At 60.9% G+C, this 18429-nt stretch carries 20 protein-coding genes and 1 pseudogene; 11 read left to right on the top strand and 10 right to left on the bottom strand.

Annotation, left to right across the window (positions count from 1 at the left end):
• The 4 genes from LT40_RS12135 to LT40_RS12120 all read right to left on the bottom strand — a co-directional run bounded on the left by LT40_RS12135 (position 1) and on the right by LT40_RS12120 (position 3745).
• On the bottom strand, positions 1 to 519 hold the full coding sequence (locus LT40_RS12135) for a sigma factor-like helix-turn-helix DNA-binding protein (RefSeq protein WP_043190407.1): 519 nt from the start codon (positions 517 to 519) through the stop codon (positions 1 to 3).
• A 360-nt stretch (positions 520 to 879) separates the two neighbouring features.
• The gene (locus tag LT40_RS12130) at positions 880 to 1347 is read right to left on the bottom strand and encodes an Lrp/AsnC family transcriptional regulator (protein ID WP_043190405.1); all 468 of its coding nucleotides are present in this window, start codon (positions 1345 to 1347) and stop codon (positions 880 to 882) included.
• 89 nt (positions 1348 to 1436) lie between these two features.
• Entirely contained in the window at positions 1437 to 2303 is an 867-nt protein-coding gene (locus LT40_RS12125; RefSeq protein ID WP_043190404.1) for a pirin family protein, read from the bottom strand.
• A gap of 68 nt (positions 2304 to 2371) precedes the next feature.
• Positions 2372 to 3745, bottom strand: a complete 1374-nt coding sequence (locus LT40_RS12120; RefSeq protein ID WP_043190401.1) for an aldehyde dehydrogenase family protein — start codon at positions 3743 to 3745, stop codon at positions 2372 to 2374.
• Between the two features lie 99 nt (positions 3746 to 3844).
• On the opposite strand from LT40_RS12120, the gene ptrR reads away from it, so the two are divergent.
• Together ptrR and sthA are read left to right on the top strand one after the other, a co-directional pair.
• A complete protein-coding gene (ptrR, locus tag LT40_RS12115; RefSeq protein WP_043190399.1) occupies positions 3845 to 4747 on the top strand; it encodes a putrescine utilization regulator PtrR in 903 nt (300 codons plus the stop codon).
• Between the two features lie 232 nt (positions 4748 to 4979).
• Positions 4980 to 6374 (top strand): Si-specific NAD(P)(+) transhydrogenase, encoded by a 1395-nt coding sequence (sthA, locus tag LT40_RS12110; RefSeq protein WP_043190397.1) that lies wholly within the window; start codon positions 4980 to 4982, stop codon positions 6372 to 6374.
• 42 nt (positions 6375 to 6416) lie between these two features.
• Here the strand turns inward: sthA and LT40_RS12105 are convergent, their stop codons facing one another.
• Together LT40_RS12105 and LT40_RS12100 are read right to left on the bottom strand one after the other, a co-directional pair.
• Positions 6417 to 7139, bottom strand: a complete 723-nt coding sequence (locus LT40_RS12105) for a glycerophosphodiester phosphodiesterase (protein WP_043190395.1) — start codon at positions 7137 to 7139, stop codon at positions 6417 to 6419.
• 28 nt (positions 7140 to 7167) lie between these two features.
• The gene (locus LT40_RS12100; protein ID WP_043190393.1) at positions 7168 to 7755 is read right to left on the bottom strand and encodes a PilZ domain-containing protein; all 588 of its coding nucleotides are present in this window, start codon (positions 7753 to 7755) and stop codon (positions 7168 to 7170) included.
• A gap of 95 nt (positions 7756 to 7850) precedes the next feature.
• Here LT40_RS12100 and LT40_RS12095 point away from each other — a divergent pair, with 95 nt between their 5' ends.
• The 4 genes from LT40_RS12095 to queF all read left to right on the top strand — a co-directional run bounded on the left by LT40_RS12095 (position 7851) and on the right by queF (position 12000).
• Complete coding sequence (locus LT40_RS12095; protein ID WP_043190391.1) at positions 7851 to 9101, top strand: lipoprotein-releasing ABC transporter permease subunit; 1251 nt, start codon at positions 7851 to 7853, stop codon at positions 9099 to 9101.
• A gap of 7 nt (positions 9102 to 9108) precedes the next feature.
• The gene (lolD, locus tag LT40_RS12090) at positions 9109 to 9792 is read left to right on the top strand and encodes a lipoprotein-releasing ABC transporter ATP-binding protein LolD (RefSeq protein ID WP_193385562.1); all 684 of its coding nucleotides are present in this window, start codon (positions 9109 to 9111) and stop codon (positions 9790 to 9792) included.
• A 29-nt stretch (positions 9793 to 9821) separates the two neighbouring features.
• Positions 9822 to 11066 (top strand): lipoprotein-releasing ABC transporter permease subunit, encoded by a 1245-nt coding sequence (locus tag LT40_RS12085; protein WP_043190386.1) that lies wholly within the window; start codon positions 9822 to 9824, stop codon positions 11064 to 11066.
• 103 nt (positions 11067 to 11169) lie between these two features.
• Positions 11170 to 12000, top strand: a complete 831-nt coding sequence (gene queF, locus LT40_RS12080) for an NADPH-dependent 7-cyano-7-deazaguanine reductase QueF (protein WP_043190385.1) — start codon at positions 11170 to 11172, stop codon at positions 11998 to 12000.
• A 50-nt stretch (positions 12001 to 12050) separates the two neighbouring features.
• On the opposite strand, the gene LT40_RS12075 is transcribed toward queF, so the two are convergent.
• Positions 12051 to 12314 (bottom strand): DUF4404 family protein, encoded by a 264-nt coding sequence (locus LT40_RS12075; protein WP_043190383.1) that lies wholly within the window; start codon positions 12312 to 12314, stop codon positions 12051 to 12053.
• A 270-nt stretch (positions 12315 to 12584) separates the two neighbouring features.
• On the opposite strand from LT40_RS12075, the gene LT40_RS12070 reads away from it, so the two are divergent.
• Positions 12585 to 13286, top strand: coding sequence for an MlaA family lipoprotein (locus LT40_RS12070; RefSeq protein WP_043190381.1), 702 nt, complete (start codon positions 12585 to 12587; stop codon positions 13284 to 13286).
• A gap of 57 nt (positions 13287 to 13343) precedes the next feature.
• Here LT40_RS12070 and LT40_RS12065 read toward each other — a convergent pair whose 3' ends face one another.
• Positions 13344 to 13646, bottom strand: coding sequence for a PilZ domain-containing protein (locus LT40_RS12065; protein ID WP_043190378.1), 303 nt, complete (start codon positions 13644 to 13646; stop codon positions 13344 to 13346).
• 286 nt (positions 13647 to 13932) lie between these two features.
• On the opposite strand from LT40_RS12065, the gene rssB reads away from it, so the two are divergent.
• Complete coding sequence (gene rssB / locus LT40_RS12060) at positions 13933 to 15117, top strand: two-component system response regulator RssB (protein WP_043190375.1); 1185 nt, start codon at positions 13933 to 13935, stop codon at positions 15115 to 15117.
• Entirely contained in the window at positions 15114 to 15596 is a 483-nt protein-coding gene (gene rssC, locus LT40_RS12055; RefSeq protein ID WP_043190372.1) for an anti-sigma factor antagonist RssC, read from the top strand. The genes rssB and rssC overlap by 4 nt, the downstream gene beginning before the upstream one ends.
• Positions 15597 to 15670: 74 nt before the next feature.
• Here rssC and tal read toward each other — a convergent pair whose 3' ends face one another.
• Together tal and dusA are read right to left on the bottom strand one after the other, a co-directional pair.
• The gene (gene tal, locus LT40_RS12050) at positions 15671 to 16600 is read right to left on the bottom strand and encodes a transaldolase (protein ID WP_043190369.1); all 930 of its coding nucleotides are present in this window, start codon (positions 16598 to 16600) and stop codon (positions 15671 to 15673) included.
• 176 nt (positions 16601 to 16776) lie between these two features.
• Positions 16777 to 17787, bottom strand: coding sequence for a tRNA dihydrouridine(20/20a) synthase DusA (dusA, locus tag LT40_RS12045; protein WP_043190366.1), 1011 nt, complete (start codon positions 17785 to 17787; stop codon positions 16777 to 16779).
• 102 nt (positions 17788 to 17889) lie between these two features.
• On the opposite strand from dusA, the pseudogene LT40_RS12040 reads away from it, so the two are divergent.
• A pseudogene (locus LT40_RS12040) lies at positions 17890 to 18234 on the top strand (site-specific integrase); the annotation flags it as partial.
• Positions 18235 to 18254: 20 nt separating this feature from the next.
• Positions 18255 to 18428 (top strand): Phd-YefM, encoded by a 174-nt coding sequence (locus tag LT40_RS12035; protein ID WP_052393416.1) that lies wholly within the window; start codon positions 18255 to 18257, stop codon positions 18426 to 18428.
• The last annotated feature ends 1 nt before the right edge of the window (position 18429 follow it).

Raw genomic sequence — 18429 nt, 5'->3', positions numbered from 1 at the left:
TCACAAGCTCTGACTGATCAGCTCCAGGGCCAGCCCTATGGCCAGGCCCGCCGTGATCCAGCCGCGCAGACCCAACCCTTGCCGGCCCTTGTGATGCCAGCGGTCGTGACCCAACAGCGTGGCTGGGGCGAGCAATTGGCGCCATTGCAACTCGGTGGCATGAAAGGCGGCCAGGTGCGCGCTGTCGCTGTCGAGCCAACGGCGAAAGTCGATGCGCTCGCTGGCCGTAGTGGCGGGGTTTTGTAGTTTGACGTACCAGTGGATGGCCAGGCTCTGGCCTGGCCGTAGCGGCTTGCAGCAGGCGCGCATCGCGCCCTGCATCCGGTGCTCGACATCGCCCACGGTCATGTGCAGCCGCTGAGCGATGGCCGGGTAGGAAAGTTCGTCGAGCCGGCTGTAGAGCAGCACTTGCTGCGTACGGCGCGGCAGGCCGCGCAACCGTCGATACAGACGCTGGCAGTGGGGCTGACCGTGAATGAGGTCCAACAGATCATGAGAGGGTGTGAGCAGTGGGGTCATGGCGACACCTCCTTTTGCGCGAATCCTGGTCATCTGTAGAGAGCGGGCGAGTTCGGACTTCCGTTTTCCGATGTTCTTTTGATATCATGCGCGCCATCTTTGCAGTGGCGCCTTCAAGTCGGCGATGTTCAAAACCGACGGCGTGCAACACTCTTCATTAGCCTGAAGAGCCAAAAAAAAGACCCGGCAAAAAGCCGGGTCAAAAACCGTGATTAGCCTGATGAGGAGATAATCTGAAGGTCCGACCTAAGGCCCTTCGGATTATCCAACCGATCTCTCGACCGGTTGAGCTCAATAATAATCGTTATCATTTGCATGTCAAATGATTTGTCTGCGTTTTCTTCTTTCTCTCTCCAGCCCTCACTCCAGTGGCAGCTCGGTCGTGCGCTTGACTTCGCTCATGGCGATGTTCGAATAGGCTTCCTGTACATGAGGCTTCTGCAACAAGTGATCGCGTAGAAACCGCTCGTAGCTGGCGATGTCCTTGGCTACGACCTTGAGCATGAAGTCCATGCCGCCCGCCATCGTGTAGCACTCCAGCACTTGTGGGTAGCCAATGATGGCTTCCTCGAATTCGGTCAAGTGCCGCCTGCCGTGTCCCGAGAGCTTGATGCTGACGAAGATGGTCATGCTCAGGCCGAGCTTTTTCGGGTTGAGCAGGGCGACCTTGCGTTCGATCAGTCCTTCTTCCTGCATGCGGTGGATGCGCCGCCAGCACGGCGATTGGGACAACTCCACGCGTTCGGCGACCTGGGCCGCCGAGAGGTCGGCGTCGTGCTGGAGCAGGCGCAGGATGCGCCGATCGATCGGGCTGAGGCTGTTCTGCATGAATGAGTCCGTTTTTTATGGTTATCGGGTCGACTTCATGCAGAGTATGGCGTGTTCCTGAGGTTTTGCTCCAGTCAACTGCTATGAACTCAGCCCTGAATGTGACCGAACTTGCCGGCCTGATAATCGGCGAACGCCTGCTGGATCTCTTCGCGGGTGTTCATCACGAAGGGTCCGTAACTGGCCACTGGCTCGCCCAGCGGTGCGCCGTGGCCGTAGAGCAGTGTGGCGGAGCCAGTGGCCTTGACGGTTACGCTGTCGTGCGTGTCGCTGAGTTTGACCAAGTGATGGCACCGCAGCGCGTTACCCGCGATGCTGGCTTGGCCGTCAACCACATACAGAAAGACGTTATGGCCCACCGGCGCTGGCAGCGAGAGCCGGGCGCCAGGTTGCAGGTGCACGGTCATCAAACACAAACCCGTCAACGAGTCGATCGGCCCGCGCTCAGAACGCTGTGCACTGGAAACATAGTCACCGGAAATCAGGCGGACTTCGGCCAGCGGTTCGGTGATCGTGGGGATGTCCGCGCCTTGCAGGCCGACATAGGCCGGTTTAGTCATCTTCAGGCGTGCAGGCAGGTTGACCCACAACTGAAGGATCTCCAGCGGGCCGCCCTCTCGCTTGAACGACTGCGGCGAAAGCTCGGCATGGACCAGGCCGGAACCTGCAGTCATCCATTGCACGCCACCGGCACCGATGATGCTCTCGTGGCCGCCACTGTCCAGATGCGACAGCTCGCCTTGCAGGATAAACGTGACGGTTTCGAAGCCGCGATGGGGATGGGGGCCGAATGGCAGCCCTTGATTGTTGCGCGGATAGGTCTGCGGGCCGTGATGATTGAGAAACAGGAAGGGATCGAGTTGCTCGATCCCAGGGCCCGGCAGCGGGCGACGAGTGATCAGGTCACCGATGTCGTCGCGCTGCGCGGGAAACTGCTTGAGGACGGTGCGGGTCATGGGGCCTCGGCGCGTGGATAGACGATGCAGTGCATGACTATGCCGCACAACCCCGCTGCCTGAACAGCTCAGCGGCGATCGAGCCAGACCGTCTGGGCGTTGCAGAACTCGCGCACACCGAAGTGTGAAAGCTCGCGTCCGAAGCCGCTCTTCTTGATGCCACCGAAGCCCACACGGGCATCCGACGCACCGTAGCCGTTGATGAAGATGGCACCGGTTTCCAGACGTTGCGTGAAGTATTCGATCATTGCCGTATCGGCCGTCCACACCGTTGCCGACAGCCCGAACTCACTGTCGTTGGCCAGTGCCAGCGCGTGCTGCGCGTCGCGCGCCTCGATGATGGACGCCACGGGACCGAACAGTTCCTGATCGAAGGCGGTCATGCCGGGCTGCACGTTGCCAAGCACCGTCGGTGCGTAGAAATTGCCATCGCCCTCCAGCTTGTGCCCGCCCAGCAGCAGTTCGGCACCTTGCTCGAGGGAGGCCTGGACCTGGCCATCGAGCTCGTCGCGCAGGTCGTAACGCGCCATGGGGCCGATGTAGGTGTCGTCGAGCTGCGGATCGCCGACCTTCAGCGCACGGGTGGCAGCCAGGAAGCGTTCGGTAAACGCCGGCAGAATGCTGGACTCCACGATCAACCGCTTGGCCGCAGCGCAGACCTGGCCAGTGTTCTGGAAACGACCGAGCAGGGCTGCATTGACGGCTTCGTCCAGATCGGCATCGGCCAGCACGATGAACGGATCGCAACCGCCCAGCTCCAGTACGCATTTCTTCAACGCAGCGCCCGCTTGAGCGGCGATGGCCGAGCCTGCGCCGACACTGCCGGTTACGGTGACGGCTGCCACACGCGGATCGGCGATGGCCCGGGATACGCCGGCTGGCTCGACGTTGAGTACACCGAACAGGCCCTGGGGCAGCCCTGCCTGGTCGAACGCCTCACGCAGCAGGGTGGCGCTGCCCATGACGTTCGGCGCGTGCTTGAGCAGATAGCCATTGCCCGCCAACAGTACGGGAATGGCGCCGCGCAGGACTTGCCAGAGGGGGAAATTCCACGGCATCACCGCCAGCACCGGCCCCAGCGGACGGTATTCGATGCGTGCCTTCTGCCCAGGCACTTGTGTGGCTTCGGCCGTCAGCATCGCCGGGCCGTGTTCGGCGTACCAATGGCACAGGCCGGCGCATTTCTCGACCTCGGCACGGGCCTGGGTGATGGGCTTGCCCATTTCCTGGGTGATCATCTGTGCAAGGGGTTCGCTCATCTGGCGCAGGACGTCGCCCATGCGTTCGATGACGGCGGCACGTTCATCGAGCGCAACGTAGCGCCATTGCTCGAAAGCCGCAAAACTGCCAGCCAGGGTGTGCTCGAGCTGGGCTTCGTTGTCGAAGGGATAGCGCTGCAGCTCGGCGCCGGTGGCGGGGTTCATGGAGATGGCGTGAGTCATGGCGTTCACCTGTCGAAGGAATATGCAGCCACGGTACGGGGATGGTTAATTCATTAAAAGTGAATAATAATAAGCGAAACCATCTCGCCAGGAGAATGTATGGATCTTACCCAGCTCGAGCTGTTTCGTGCGGTGGCCGAGGAGGGCAGCATCGCCGCTGCGGCGCAACGGGTGCATCGCGTGCCGTCCAATCTGACCACGCGGATCAAGCAACTGGAAAGCGAGTTGGGTGTGGATCTGTTCATCCGCGAGAAGCTGCGTTTGCGCTTATCGCCCAATGGCTGGAGCTTTCTGGATTACACCCGGCGCATCCTCGACCTGGTCGAAGAGGCGCGCCAGGCGGTGTCCGGTACCGAGCCGCAGGGTTCGTTCGCGCTGGGTTCGCTGGAAAGCACGGCCGCAGTGCGCATTCCGCCGTTGCTGGCGGCCTACCACCATCGCTATCCCAAGGTCGAGCTGGACCTGTCCACCGGGCCGTCGGGCGACATGCTCGACAGCGTGCTCAGCGGGCGTCTGGCTGCAGCCTTCGTCGACGGGCCGTTGCGCCATCCATTGCTCGACGGACGGGTGGTGTTCGACGAAGAGATGGTCTTGGTCAGCGCCCGCAGCCATGCGCCGGTGTCACGACCTCAGGACGTGAATGGCGAAACCATTTATGCCTTTCGCGCCAATTGCTCCTACCGTCGGCATTTCGAGAACTGGTTCGTCGCCGACGGCGCCGCGCCGGGCAAGATCTTCGAGATGGAGTCCTATCACGGCATGCTCGCTTGCGTTAGTGCCGGGGCAGGCTTGGCGTTGATGCCGCGCAGCATGCTGGAGAGCATGCCGGGCAGCAGCAACGTCAGCGTCTGGACCTTGGCCGAGGATTTTCGCTGGCTGCACACCTGGCTGATCTGGCGCCGTGGCGCCGGCTCGCCGAACCTGGCGGCCATGCTCGAACTGCTCGATGAAAGTGCCCTGGCGACCACCACCGCCTCCAGCATCTTGGAATCCAATGCATAACTTGCCTAGACGTATGACCAGATCAAGCCCTGCCACTGTGCTTGAGTGGCAAAATGTCGCAGGCAATCGTTGACGTTGCGGGCCACGGAAAATAGGCTACGCGCCGACTAAGGGTGAACATCCGCGGTGCCAAGGCTTCCTATAGAATGCACCGCATGTTTTTCGATGCCTGATGAGGGCACGCCAGCCGCAGGCGCCGCCGTGGCGCCCGGCCAGATTTGAAGGAGTACGCATGGCTGTCTACAACTACGACGTAGTGGTGCTGGGTTCCGGCCCCGCCGGAGAGGGGGCGGCGATGAACGCCGCCAAGGCCGGGCGCAAGGTGGCCATGGTCGACAGTCGGCGCCAGGTCGGCGGCAACTGTACCCACCTGGGTACCATTCCTTCCAAGGCGCTGCGCCATTCGGTCAAGCAGATCATCCAGTTCAATACCAACCCGATGTTTCGCGCCATTGGCGAACCGCGCTGGTTCTCATTCCCGGACGTGCTTAAAAGCGCTGAGCGGGTAATCGCCAAGCAGGTGGCATCGCGCACCAGTTACTATGCACGCAACCGTGTCGATGTGTTCTTCGGCACCGGCAGCTTCTCCGACGAGCAGACGATCGAGGTGATCTGTCCGAACGGTGCCCAGGAAAAGCTCATCGCCAAGAGCGTCATCATCGCCACCGGATCGCGGCCTTATCGTCCGGCCGATATTGATTTCAGCCATTCGCGCATCTACGACAGCGACACCGTGCTGAGCATCACTCACACCCCGCGCAAGCTGATCATCTACGGCGCCGGCGTCATCGGTTGCGAGTACGCATCGATCTTCAGCGGCCTGGGCGTGCTGGTCGAGTTGATCGACAACCGCGAGCAACTGCTCAGCTTCCTCGACGCCGAGATATCCCAGGGCTTGAGCTATCACTTCAGCAACAACAACGTGATGGTGCGCCACAACGAGGAATACGAAAAGGTCGAGGGCCTGGAAAACGGCGTTGTGCTGCACCTCAAGTCCGGCAAGAAGATCAAGGCCGACGCCTTGCTCTGGTGTAACGGCCGCACCGGCAACACCGACCGCCTGGGGCTGGAAAACATCGGCATCAAGGTCAACGGCCGCGGTCAGATCAGCGTCGACGAGGCCTATCGCACCTCGGTGCCGACGATCTACGGCGCAGGCGATGTGATCGGCTGGCCAAGCCTGGCCAGTGCCGCCCATGACCAGGGCCGTTCGGCGGCTGGCAGCGTGGTTGACAACGGCAGCTGGCGCTTCGTCAACGATGTGCCGACCGGTATCTACACCATTCCCGAGATCAGCTCGATCGGCAAGAACGAGCACGAGCTGACCCAGGCCAAGGTGCCCTACGAAGTGGGCAAGGCGTTCTTCAAGGGCATGGCCCGGGCGCAGATCTCCGGCGAGCCGGTGGGCATGCTGAAGATCCTGTTCCACCGCGAAACCCTGCAGGTGCTGGGCGTGCATTGCTTCGGCGACCAGGCTTCGGAGATCGTCCACATCGGCCAGGCGATCATGAACCAGCCCGGTGAGCTGAACACCCTGAAGTATTTCGTCAACACCACGTTCAACTACCCGACCATGGCCGAGGCCTACCGGGTTGCCGCCTATGATGGTCTGAACCGGCTTTTTTGAGCGGCTCCGGCCGGTGGCCTGAGCCGGCCGGGGAGACCGATTTCAGCGATTCCCGAGGGTGGCGCTGGCCAAACCGGGAAAGTCTGTGATCAGGCTGTCCACGCCGAAGTCGGCGAGCCTGCGCATCAGCGCCGGCTCGTTGACCGTCCATACCGACACATGCAAACCCTGGCGCTGTGCCTTGAGCAGGCGCTCGGGGGTGCACAGTGTCCAGTTCAGTGCGAGCATTTCGCAACCATAGCTCTGCGCGACCTTGATCGGGTCGAGCCAGGCATATTCGGCCACCAGCCCGCGCGCCACGTCGGGAGTCAATTCCAGGGCCGCGCGCAGCACTTCACGGGAGCTTGAGGTGATGGTGACCTTGTCCAGCAGGTTCATGCGCTGCGCCAGTTCGCGGATGGCCAGCACAGTGGTGGCCGCGCGGGTGCGTGACGCGCTCTTGACCTCCAGCTGCCAATGATCGAAGGCGCACTCCTGAAACAGTTCCTCCAGTTGTGGAATGGGGCAGGGCGATACCCAGCCCGGTCCGCCCTTGCGCGCGTCATAGGTGACCAGCGCCTGAGCATCGTGCTCGACGACCTTGCCGCCACGCCCAGTGGTGCGCTTGAGGGTCGGGTCATGGATGACCATCAGTTCGCCGTCCCTGGACAGATGCAGGTCCAGCTCGCATCGGCGCACGCCGTGGTCCAGGCAGTGCTTGAAGCTTGCAAGGGTGTTTTCCGGGGCTTCGCCCTTGGCACCACGATGGCCATAGATAAGCGTCACGTTCGCTCCTTGAAGAAAAGTGTAGGGGTCAATCGGTTGCCGCATTCTGCCGCTCGCGCGCCTGACGGCGTTGCAGCTGCTGCCTGTGCAGGATGTGGCGGGCCAGCAACTGACGCTGGGCATCGCTGATGTCGACGAATTGAGTGCCGATCTCGAACTGATCATCGCCCAGCGCGATGCAGTTGGTCACGCTCGCCTTGAGCGACAGGCCAAGTCCTTGCGGCATCAGCGCGATCCTCAGTGCCAGACGGGTGTGCTCGGCCATCGGTTCTTGCTGGAAGAAGGCCAGCCCCCCTTCGGACAGCACCACCGGGCGAGGCTCGCCGATGCGTTCCAGAAGTGTCTGCGCAACCAACTGGCTCAGCAGATCGATGCGCTTGTTCTGCGCCTTGAGCACGGCTTCCACGGCGCGGTTGGCTTCGCCGAGCTGGCGAAGCAGGTGCTGGGTTTCGAACTCGGCCAGGTGCATTTCGCCCAGCAGGTCGAACAGCGGCGACGCATCCTGCAACATGTCTTCACCTGACGTCTCGCCTACCGGGAGTATGGTGATTTCCAGTGCGATGCGGTCATCGATGCGATAGTATTCGCGGCGATCTTCTTCATCTGATGTCGTCATGACGAACCCGGGGTAGAGGCGATGGTCCGAGTGTAAAGCTGCTCGTCACGCCCTGCCAGCAGGACGTCTCCTCTTTCACCCGAACAAGCCCCGACATGTTCAGACCTCTTTTCGTTTTCATTGGCGCGCGCTACACCCGTGCCAAGCGACGCAATCATTTCGTGTCGTTCATCTCCCTGACCTCGATGATCGGACTCGCTCTTGGCGTGGTCGTAATGATCGTCGTGCTGTCGGTCATGAACGGCTTCGATCACGAGATGCGTACCCGCGTGCTGGGCATGGTGCCCCACGCCACCGTCGAATCCGGCCAACCCATCGCCGACTGGCCAGCCCTGGCTGCGCAGGTCCGGCAGAACCCGCAGGTGGCGGCGGTCGCGCCGTTCACCCAGATGCAGGGCTTGCTGACCCATGCCGGGCAGGTCCAGAAGATCCTGCTCAATGGCATCGATCCTGCGCAGGAACACAACGTCTCGATCATCGATGCGTTCGTCAAGCAGGGCAAGGTCGACGACCTCAAGGCTGGGGAATTCGGCCTGATGATCGGCGACAAGGCCGCGACCAAGCTGGGTGTGGGCGTGGGCGACAAGGTCACCTTCGTGGCACCGGAAGTCACGGTCACGCCGGCCGGCATGTTTCCGCGCATGAAGCGCTTCACCGTGACCGGCATTTTCCATGTGGGCGCTGGCGAGCTCGACGGCTACTTGGGCCTGGCCAACCTCGAAGACCTGGGCAAGCTGCACCGCTGGAAGGCCGGCGAGGTGCAAGGCTTGCGCTTGAAGTTCGAAGACCTGTTCCAGGCACCACGGGTTTCCTGGCAGATCGCCAAGCAGCTGGGCGACCAGACCTACTATGCGCGCGACTGGACCCGTACCCACGGCAACCTCTATCAAGCCATCGGCATGGAAAAAGCCATGATCGGCCTGTTGTTGCTGCTGATCGTCGCCGTGGCTGCATTCAACATCATTTCCACGCTGGTGATGGTGGTCAACGACAAGAAGGGCGACATCGCCATTCTGCGCACCCTGGGCTCGACGCCTGGGCAGATCATGCGCATCTTCATGGTCCAGGGCACGGTCATCGGCGTGGTCGGCACGTTGATCGGCGCCGTGGTCGGCATTCTCGCCGCGTTGAACGTGAGCGCCGCGATTGCCTTGCTGGAAAAGGCCATTGGCCACAAGTTTCTCAACGCCGATGTCTACTTCATCGATTACCTGCCGTCCCAGCTCATGGCCAACGATGTGTTCATGGTCTGCGGCGCGGCGTTGGTCCTGAGTTTTCTCGCCACCCTGTATCCGGCCTGGCGCGCTGCGCGTACCCAGCCGGCGGAGGCGTTACGTTATGAGTGAGTCGGGCATGAGTGAACAAGCAGTATTGAGCTGTCGCAACCTGGGCAAGTCCTACGAGGAGGGCCCGGAGTCCGTGGTCGTGCTGGACAACCTGCAACTGGAGCTGCACGCCGGTGAGCGCGTCGCTATCGTAGGCAGTTCCGGTTCGGGCAAAAGCACCCTGCTCAACATGCTGGGCGGGCTCGATACGCCCAGCCGCGGTAGCGTATGGCTGGCGGGTGAAGAGCTTTCGGCGTTGAACGAACGAGCCCGCGGCCTGTTGCGCAATCGCGCGCTGGGTTTTGTCTACCAGTTCCACCACCTGCTGCCGGAATTCACGGCGCTGGAAAACGTCTGCATGCCGCTGCTGATCGGCAAGACTGCAATTCCCGAAGCCAAGCAACGCGCCACTGCGCTGCTCGAGCGCGTGGGGCTTGGCCATCGGCTGCAGCACAAACCGGCCGAGCTGTCGGGCGGCGAACGCCAGCGCGTGGCGATTGCCCGTGCCTTGGTGAACACGCCAGGCCTGGTGATGCTCGACGAACCCACCGGCAACCTCGACCATCATACGGCGCAAGGCATTCAGGACCTGATGCTCGAGCTCAGCGTGTCGCTGCGTACGGCGTTTCTGGTGGTCACCCACGACCTGAATCTGGCACGACAGATGGACCGCGTGCTGCGCCTGGAAGACGGGCGCCTGGTACCGATCTAGCTTCTTTTTTTCTAACGGGTTACCTCTGCATGTTCAGACCCTTGTCAATCTTCGTCGGCTTGCGCTATACCCGCGCCAAGCGGCGCAAGAACTTCATTTCGTTCATCTCCATGACGTCGATGATCGGCCTTGCCCTGGGCGTGCTGGCGATGATCGTGGTGTTGTCGGTAATGAACGGCTTCCAGCGCGAAATGAGCTCACGCATTCTGGGCATGGTGCCCCATGCCATGATCCAGGGCGTGAAACCGCTGGACGACTGGCGGCCGGTGGCTGCCGCCGCCATGAAAAACCCCGAGGTGCTGGCGGCCGTGCCGTTCACCGAGCTCGACGGCATGCTCTCGTACAAGGGCATGATGCAGCCGATCCAGATCAGCGGTGTCGATCCGGCGCGCGAAGGTGAAGTGTCTATCGTCGCCGATCACATCGTTCAGGGGCGCCTGGACGACCTCAAGCCCGGCGAGTTCGGCGTGGTCGTCGGTGAGATCACGGCCAGACGCTTCCGCCTGAACGTAGGCGACAAGATCACCCTCATCGTTCCGGAAGTCAGCACTGCGCCGGGTGGCATCACCCCGCGCATGCAGCGCCTGAACGTGGTCGGTGTGTTCAAGGTCGGCGCCGAACTCGATGGCTCCATGGGTCTGATCAACGCCGCGGATGCAGCCGAGATGCAGCGCTGGCAGCCGGGTCAGGTGCAGAGCGTGCGTCTCAAGCTCAAGGACCTCTACACCGCGCCTGAAGTCAGTGCCGCCATCGTCCGAGACCTGGGCGCAGGCTACAAGGCGGACGACTGGACCCATACCCAGGGCAGCCTGTTCAGCGCCATGAAAATGGAAAAGACCATGATCGGCCTGCTGTTGCTGATGATCGTCGCGGTGGCGGCGTTCAACATCATCGCCACCTTGATCATGGTAGTGAACGACAAGGGCGCCGATATCGCCATCCTGCGCACCATTGGCGCCACGCCCCGGCAGATCATGGGCATCTTCATGGTCCAGGGTACCGTGATCGGCGTGGCCGGCACCGTGATCGGCGGGGTACTGGGCGTAATCGCCGCAATCAACGTTAGCGCCATCGTCGGTTGGGTGGAGCGAATCAGCGGCCAGCACATCTTCACTTCGGATGTGTACTTCATCAGCAATTTGCCCTCCGAGTTGCAGGCGGGCGATGTGATGCTGATCTGCGGGGCGGGGCTGGTGCTAAGCTTCCTCGCAACGATCTACCCGGCGTATCGGGCTTCGCAGATCGAACCTGCCCACGCACTGCGCTACGAGTGACCCCAGGCGACCGCCGTACGGTTTTGCGACCGTGCGGCCGTTGCCATGCAGGGCGGCGGCAAATTCGCTAGACTGGCGACGTTCATTCAGTCAGGTTTATTTCATGCATCCCGCAGCCGAACATTCTCCCCTGGGCAAGTCCAGCGAGTACGTTTCCACCTACACACCTTCCTTGCTGTTCCCCATTCCCCGCGCCGCGAAATGGGCCGAGCTGGGCTTGAGCGCCGAGACACTGCCCTACACCGGTGTGGACGTCTGGAACTGCTTCGAGCTGTCCTGGCTGCTGCCTTCAGGCAAGCCAGTGGTGGCCATCGGCGAATTCACCATTCCGGCGGACTCGCCGAACATCATCGAGTCCAAGTCGTTCAAGCTGTACCTCAACTCGCTGAATCAGACAGCGTTTGCCTCGGTGGACGATCTTCAGGCGGTGTTGGTGCAGGACCTTTCCGGCGCAGCGGGCAAACCGGTGGGCGTCAGGGTGCGCCGGCTGGAGGAGGTGGAGGCCGAGGGCGTGGTCAGGCTGCCGGGGGTATGCATCGATGATTTGGATATCACGGTCAGCAGTTACGATCACCCGCAGCCCGAGCTGCTGCGCTGCGATCCAGCCAAGGCGGTGAACGAGACTTTGCACAGTCACCTGCTGCGGTCAAATTGTCCGGTCACCAGCCAGCCTGACTGGGGCAGCGTATGCATCACCTACAGCGGCGCGGCGCTGGACCATGCCAGTGTGCTGGCCTACCTGGTCAGCTTCCGCCAGCACTCGGACTTCCACGAGCAATGCGTGGAACGGATTTTCACGGACCTGCAGCGGCTCGTACAGCCTGAAAAACTGACGGTGTTTGCCCGCTATGTACGGCGGGGCGGCCTGGACATCAACCCGTATCGCAGTACCGAAGCGATGCACATCGCCAACGATCGGCTCGTGCGGCAGTAGGCCGGCCAATCTGGCAGCCGCAGGTGTACGCGGCTGCAACCGTGCATTCATCAGATGCCGATATTGCCGAGGGTCTGCACGATGTTGCGCAAGGCTCCGGCAACGCCAGGATGATCCACTTCGAAGCGCTCCACGGCCAGGTTGACGCTGTCGGCGACCGAAGGGTCAGCCGTGGCGTTCTCCAATTCCATGCGCGCCTTGATCTGTTCCATCAAAGCGCGCATGTCTTCGCGCTCCTCGAGCGACAGCGTCTGGTTCTTTTCCAGTTGCTCGCTCAGTTGATCGAGCTGTTCTTGCAGTTCGCGGGCTGGCATGACGTTCTCCTTGAGTGATAGGCACTTACATGGACCGCAGGGGGTGATCAAAGGTCCGTATCGCCCCGGTGGATTCATGCTCGATGTGGGTGCGAACACGCCGATGAATGAACTTGGGGCCCGCCAGGAAGTCTGGCATGGGTACGTTCAGCGTCGAGCGGCAGGCCTGCGATATACCCGTACTGCCTAATCCGGCCTGGACGCTTTATACTGGGCCACATTTTGTGGGCGGTCGCATGCGGCCGAATCGTATCTCAAGGAGTAACGTGTATGCGTCTGACCGGTTCAGCTGTGATCGACCGAGTGGCTGGAGCCTGTCTGCTCCTGGGACTTGCCGTAGCACCCGTGGTTGCCCAGGCCGCCGAAGAAGATCCATGGGAGCCGGTCAACCGTGCGATCTTCCGGGTCAACGATACCTTGGATACTTACGCGCTGAAGCCCTTGGCCCAAGGCTACCAATGGGTCACGCCGCAGTTTCTGGAAGACGGCATCCATAACGTGTTCAGCAACATCGGCGACGTCGGCAACCTGGCCAACAACGTCATGCAGCTCAAACCGGCGGCAGCGGGCACCGACACGGCGCGGTTGATTTTCAATACCACGTTCGGGTTGTTCGGCTTCTTCGATGTGGGCACCAAAATGGGCCTGCAGCGCAGCGACGAAGACTTTGGTCAGACGCTGGGCTACTGGGGCGTGAGCAGCGGACCTTACGTGGTTCTACCACTGCTTGGCCCAAGCACCGTCCGCGATGCCTTCGCCAAGTACCCTGACACCTACACCTCGCCTTACCGCTACATCGACCATGTACCGACCCGCAACACGACGCTGGGCGTGAACGTGATCGACACTCGTGCCAGCTTGCTGTCGGCCGAGAAGCTCATCAACGGCGACAAGTACATCTTCCTGCGTAACGCCTATCTGCAGAACCGTGAATTCCGCGTCAAAGACGGTGAAGTTGAAGACGATTTTTAATTGTAACCAGGCATGAAAAAGGGCGACCCGAGGGTCGCCCTTTTTCATGCTCTGCGTTCAATCCATGCTGAGCGTATGAAGCCCTACTATCTGCATGCCGTCCTGCTCCGAATGCTCCACCCGTATCACCTCGGCCTGAACGTTCAGGTCGCTGAGCGTAGGGTGGTTCGAAGGCAAATGGACGCCGACCTGGTCCCCAACCTGCAACTGGGTTCGGGCTTCCAACTGCATACCGGTGCTCGAAAGATCCTTGCATACGGCGGGAACAACAACGTCGCCAACCCGCAGGTCGACTTTCGCATCCACGGTCATGCGGATGAAATCACGTTTCTCACTGTAGTCACGATCACTGTGGCTCATGGTTAGTCCTTCGATCTGGTTGCTATGGTTGACGTTCTTATAACCTGGGGTAATTTGCTGGACGGCCCATGCTAGCCCGTGTCGCAACACCCTTGAAACGCTTGCCGGATGGGAGTACCGTCTGCGCCTTACAAGGCACCTCTGCATCCGCATGCACAGGGCACCCAGCGCTTGTATTCGCCTCTGCGAGAGGCTAGAAGTAAAGGTAGGCGATCCATTGCTGTCTTCGCCAGGTTTACTTTGCTGACCTACTTACGACAACCAATTTCTGGCGCCGTTTGCCCACATGCAGAAAACCAGTGCAACGCTGCTGATCATCGATGACGACGATGTGGTACGCGCAAGCCTTGCGGCCTACCTCGAAGACAGCAGCTTCAGCGTGCTGCAGGCCAACAATGGTCTGCAGGGTCTCCAGGTATTCGAGCAACAACAGCCCGATCTGGTCATCTGCGACCTGCGCATGCCGCAAGTGGGCGGCCTCGAGTTGATTCGCCAGGTGACCGAGTTGTCCCCCGATATTCCGGTCATCGTGCTGTCGGGTGCCGGGGTGATGAACGATGCCGTCGAGGCGCTGCGCCTGGGCGCCGCCGACTACCTGATAAAGCCCCTCGAAGACCTGGCCGTTCTGGAGCACTCGGTGCGCCGTGCCCTGGATCGCTCGCGGCTGCTGTTGGAGAACCGTCGCTACCGCGAGAAGCTGGAAACGGCGAACCGTGAGCTCGAAGCCAGCCTGCACTTGCTGCAGGAGGACCAGACTGCCGGTCGGCAGGTGCAGATGAACATGCTGCCGCAGAGCCCATGGAGCACCGACGGTTTCAGTTTCGAACACCAGATCATTCCGTCGCTGTACCTGTCGGGCGATTTCGTCGACTACTTCAGGGTCGATGAGCACCGTGTGGCGTTTTACCTGGCCGACGTATCCGGTCACGGCGCTTCATCGGCATTCGTGACCGTGCTGTTGAAATTCATGACCACCCGCCTCATGTTCGAATCAAGACGGGGTGGTTCGATGCCTGAGTTCAAGCCATCGGACGTGTTGGGCCATATCAATCGTGGTTTGATCAACACCCGTCTGGGCAAGCATGTCACCATGGTTGGCGGCGTGATCGATGAGCACACAGGGCTGCTGACCTACAGCATCGGCGGGCATCTGCCGCTCCCCGTGTTGTACACCCCCGAGCAGACGCACTACCTGCAAGGGCGTGGGCTGCCGGTGGGCCTGTTCAACGAAGCCACCTACACCGATCATGTCATGGCGTTACCGGAGCGATTCAGCCTTACCCTGTTTTCAGACGGGATACTGGACCTGCTGCCCGGTGAGACGTTGAAGGAAAAAGAAGCTGCATTGCCTGAAATCGTCAGTGCAGCGGGCGGCAGCCTGGAAGGCTTGCAGCAAAAGTTTGGACTGGCCACACTCGGGGAGATGCCGGATGATATCGCCCTGATGGTGCTGAGCAGGAACCTTGCATGAGTACTGGTAGAATCCAGTTTGCTGAACAAAGCGGCACGTTCGTGTTGAAATTCGTGGGCGAGGTGCGCCTGACGCTCTGCTCGGCGTTGGATGCGACTATCGAGCGGATCTTCACTGCCCTGGATTTTTCGGCCATCGTCATCGACCTGACCGAGACCCGCAGCATCGACAGCACCACCCTCGGCCTGCTGGCCAAACTGTCGATCATGTCCCGTCAAAAAGTCGGTTTGCTGCCCACCGTGGTCACGACCCACGAAGACATCACGCGCCTGCTGCAGTCCATGGGTTTCGACCAGGTGTTCAATATCGTCGGCCGTCCGATCCCGTGTCCTGACTGCCTGACCGATCTGCCATCGCAGGATCTTTCCGAAGACGTGGTCAGGTCCAAAGTGCTGGAAGCGCACAAGATTCTCATGGGCTTGAACGAGTCCAACCGCGAAGCTTTCCACGATCTGGTCAACGCACTCGAGCGCAGCTGACGTTCCGAACGATTGCTGCGGCAGCAAAAAAGGCGACCTATTGGTCGCCTTTTTCGTTTACAGCCGATTTTGAATCAGGACACTTTGTCGGTGAGCAGGATCTCGAGCTTTTCCTGATCGCGAGCGAACTGACGAATACCTTCGGCCAGCTTCTCAGTGGCCATTGCGTCTTCGTTGGAGGCCCAGCGGAACTGAGCTTCGGTCAAGATTTGCTTTGGCTCTCCAGCGTTGCCTGGCTGGAGCTTGCGCTCCAAGGTGCCCTGGTCTTCCGCCAGCTTGTGCAGCAACTCTGGGCTGATGGTCAGGCGATCGCAGCCGGCTAGTTGTTCGATCTGATTGATGTTGCGGAAGCTGGCACCCATGACCACGGTGTCGTAGCCGTTGGCCTTGTAGTAGTTGTAGATGCGCGTCACCGACTGCACGCCCGGATCATCGGAACCGATGTATTCCTCGCCGGTGGACTTCTTGTACCAGTCGTAGATGCGGCCTACGAACGGCGAGATCAGGAACACGCCGGCATCGGCGCATGCCTGAGCTTGGGCGAAAGAAAACAGCAGCGTCAGGTTGCACTGGATGCCAGCCTTTTCCAGTTTCTCGGCGGCACGGATGCCTTCCCAGGTGGATGCCAGCTTGATCAATACGCGGTCGCGGCCTACGCCGGCTTTTTCGTACAGATCGATGATCTGGCTGGCTTTGGCTAGCAACGCCTGCTCATCGAAAGACAAACGCGCGTCCACTTCGGTGGAGATGCGGCCTGGGATGGCCTTGAGGATGCCGGTGCCCACGGCGACCGAGAACGTGTCCGATGCCAGGCCGACATCGCCTTTGCTGTCGCTGATGGTCTTGCGCAGCATGTCCTTGTAGCCTTCCAGCGACGCCGCCTTGAGTAGCAGCGACGGGTTGGTGGTGGCATCGACTGGCTTGAGCTTGGAGATTGCGTCGAAGTCGCCGGTGTCGGCGACGACTGTGGTCATTTGCTTGAGTTGTTCCAGCTTGGAAGTCATGTGCGTGCTCTGTCCTGTGCGAATGGATGACGTTACCCGAGCGCTGCGTCTGGCTCAAGGGCCAAGGGATGCAGCAGGGGGCGGCGGGGGAGACCTACGTTCGAGTGCCGCGCCGCACGACGGTTCAATGGAGTCAGTATGCGCCTCATGCGAGGCATGGGCGCACCGTTGGGCGATCAGCGCCCTTCAAGCAATGCACCGGCCTGGTCGAGCAAGGCCAGCGGATCATCGGTCTTGTGTATGTCCACCGACAGCAGCTGGCGAAACTTGCGCGCACCGGGAAAGCCCGTACCCAACCCGAGCATGTGCCGCGTGACATGGTGCATGGCACCCCCAGAAGCAATATGCGCAGCAATGTACGGACGCATCTGGCGCAAGGCATCGAAGCGACTGATCACTGGCGCGTCGCTGCCGAACAACTGCTGGTCCACCTGCGCCAAAAGGTAGGGGTTGTGATAGGCCTCGCGGCCCAGCATTACACCGTCGAAGGTCTGCAAATGCTCGGCGCAGGCGTCCAAGGTCTTGATGCCGCCATTGAGTATGACTTCCAGGTCGGGAAAATCCCCCTTCAGGCGCTCGGCTATGTCATAGCGCAACGGCGGAATGTCACGGTTTTCCTTGGGCGACAGGCCTTCGAGGATGGCGATCCGCGCGTGCACGGTGAAACTGCGGCAGCCAGCCTCCTGCACCTGCCCAACGAAATCGCATAACTCGTCATAGCTGTCGCGGCCATTGATACCAATGCGGTGCTTGACCGTGACCGGAATGGACACCGCATCGCGCATTGCCTTGACGCAATCAGCCACCAGCGCCGGGTGCGCCATCAGGCAGGCACCGATCATGTTGTTCTGCACGCGGTCGCTGGGGCAGCCCACGTTCAGGTTGACCTCGTCGTAACCGTGCGTCTGCGCCATACGCGCGCACGCCGCCAGATCCGCCGGTGTGCTGCCGCCCAGCTGCAGCGCAATCGGGTGCTCGGCGTCGTCGTAGCGTAGGAAGCGCTCGTGATCGCCGTTGAGCAGGGCGCCGGTGGTGACCATTTCGGTATAGAGCAGGGTGTGGCGCGAGAGCAGACGCAGGAAGTAGCGACAGTGGCGGTCGGTCCAATCCATCATGGGGGCAACGCTGAAGCGGCGGGAGGGCTCAGGGCTTGTGCTGCGCGGGTTTGAGGCTGATTTCGGTAACATTTTGGCTTACGTATTTCTTACCATTTATGGGCGTTTTCAGCCGTTTTCGCAAAGTGAGTGGTAAGTTTTACCACCTCATCAATGACTTTTACCACTTTAGCCATGGCCACTATTCGAGTGCGAAAACGGGCGGACGGAAGCGTTCGCTACACCGCTCAGATCCGTATAAAACGTGACGGGGTGCAAGTCTATCAAGAGACCCAGTCGTTCGTGCGAAAACAGGCTGCGCGGGCTTGGATTCGGAAGCGTGAATCAAAGCTGGATCAATCTGGCGCCATCGAGCGTCTCTGCCGCACAGGTGTCCGCGTCAAAGACATGATCGATCGCTACCTGATCGAAGTCGAAAAGGCCCGGCATCTGGGCAAGACCAAGCGGGGCACGCTGACTGCGATCAGCCATTCGCATTTCGGCAGACTGAGTGATACCGACCCCAATACCCAGGCTCTAGCGGCGACATCTCGCACCTGGTGATCTTCAAAGACAACGAGCCGGCCGCCGTGCTGGTTGGCATCGAGACCTACCAAGCCCTGCAGGACGAGCTCGAAGATCTGCGTTCTGAACTGCTTGCCATCGAGCGCCCGCCCAGCCTCGACAACAACGTTACCGTGAGCCTCGAAGACATGGAGGCCCGGTTCAAATAGG

The sequence above is a fragment of the Pseudomonas rhizosphaerae genome, from assembly GCF_000761155.1.
Lineage (GTDB): Bacteria > Pseudomonadota > Gammaproteobacteria > Pseudomonadales > Pseudomonadaceae > Aquipseudomonas > Aquipseudomonas rhizosphaerae.
The sequence above is the reverse complement of the archived record's forward strand: the minus strand, read 5'-3'. Positions and strand labels throughout refer to the sequence as shown.